Raw genomic sequence first — 1431 nt, forward strand, 5'->3', positions numbered from 1 at the left:
AGAGGGCGGAATGAGAGTGCATAGGAGTTTTGTCGTCACCTGAAGGTGTGGCGGTGCGGCGTCCCGGCCGGTCGGGGGCCATGGGCATGTTGGGCTGGTCGCCGTGAGTGAGCGCAAGCCCTACAAGACCGACGTGAGCGACGAGCAGTGGGCGCTGGTCGAGCCGGTGATCGCCGCGTGGAAGGCCGCGCATCCCTCGGTCAGCGGCCATCAGGGTCGGTACGCGACGCGGGAGATCGTCAACGCACTGCTCTACCAGGGCCGGACCGGCTGCCAGTGGGAGCTGCTCCCGCACGACTTTCCGCCGCCCGGCGCGGTGAAGTACTACTTCTACACCTGGCGTGACGACGGCATCGATCAGACCATTCACGACCTGCTGCGCTGGCAGGTGCGGGAAATGGCGCGTCGGAAGGCGGACCCGAGCCTGGTGGTGCTCGATACCCAGAGCGTGCACGCGGCGGCCGGAGTGCCCGCCGGGTCGACGGGGCGTGATGCGGCAAAAAAAGTACCGGGCCGCAAGCGCGGCCTGGCCGTTGACGTTCTGGGGTTGGTGATCGCGGTGGTCGTTGTGGCCGCGTCGGCGCATGAGAACGCCGTCGGGATCGCGCTGCTGGACAAGGTCGCCGCCGACACCGACGCCGTGGAGAAAGCCCTGGTCGACCAGGGTTTCAAGAACGCCGTCGTCGCGCACGGGGAGAAGGTGGGCATCGAGGTGGAGGTCGTGGAGCGTAATCCCGCGCAGAGCGGGTTCGTTCCCCAGGCCAAGCGGTGGGTGGTGGAGCGCGCGTATGGGATCTTGATGCTGCACCGCAGGCTGGTGCGCGACTACGAGCATCTGCCCCGCAGTTCGGAGTCGCGGGTGTACTGGGCGATGACCGCGGTGATACTGCGCCGGCTGACCGGGGCGACCGTGCCGGCCTGGCGCACCGCATGACCGGCGGAGAGCTGACGCTCGGCGCGGTGCTGGCACGGCTGGAGGAGCGAGAACGGGAGATCACCGCGCAGGCCGAGACGATGCGGGAACAGATCATGCATCTGACCACACAGCTCGACGAACTCGGCCGGGCCGCCGAGGAAGTCCGGATCACCCGCAAGACACTGCTGGGGTTGCCCGACCCGCAACCGCCCGCGCCGCCGGCACCGAAGCTACCGGATCATCCGGCCTACCAGCAGATCATGGCGGTGTTCACTGCGGCCGACCATCCGCTGCGGGCCCGGCAGGTGTGCGAGGCGATGGACCTGACGGTCGCGCCCAACAACATCAACAACGTCCGCCTGAAGCTCAAACGGCTGGCCGACCGCGGAATCCTGACCGAGACCGAGCAGGGCTTGTTCACCCAGCCCCGGCCGTAATCGACCGACGGCGCCGCGATCTTCCCGCTCGCCCCACACGAAACAAAGAATCAGGCATCAGGTCTCATACCGCCCTCT

At 67.7% G+C, this 1431-nt stretch carries 2 protein-coding genes; both read left to right on the forward strand.

Annotated features, from left to right (window positions below):
• Positions 1-103: 103 nt before the first annotated feature.
• Positions 104-934, forward strand: coding sequence for an IS5 family transposase (locus tag AQJ46_RS48220; RefSeq protein WP_059211704.1), 831 nt, complete (start codon positions 104-106; stop codon positions 932-934).
• Entirely contained in the window at positions 931-1353 is a 423-nt protein-coding gene (locus AQJ46_RS48225; RefSeq protein WP_059211705.1) for a hypothetical protein, read from the forward strand. Before AQJ46_RS48220 ends, AQJ46_RS48225 begins: the two co-directional genes overlap by 4 nt.
• Positions 1354-1431 lie beyond the last annotated feature (78 nt).

It is taken from the genome of Streptomyces canus, assembly GCF_001514145.1.
GTDB lineage: Bacteria > Actinomycetota > Actinomycetes > Streptomycetales > Streptomycetaceae > Streptomyces > Streptomyces canus.

What these genes read in the sequence shown, in the direction of transcription:
- AQJ46_RS48225 (WP_059211705.1), top strand. Translation starts at nt 931, where the DNA reads ATGACCGGCGGAGAGCTGACGCTCGGCGCGGTGCTGGCACGGCTGGAG.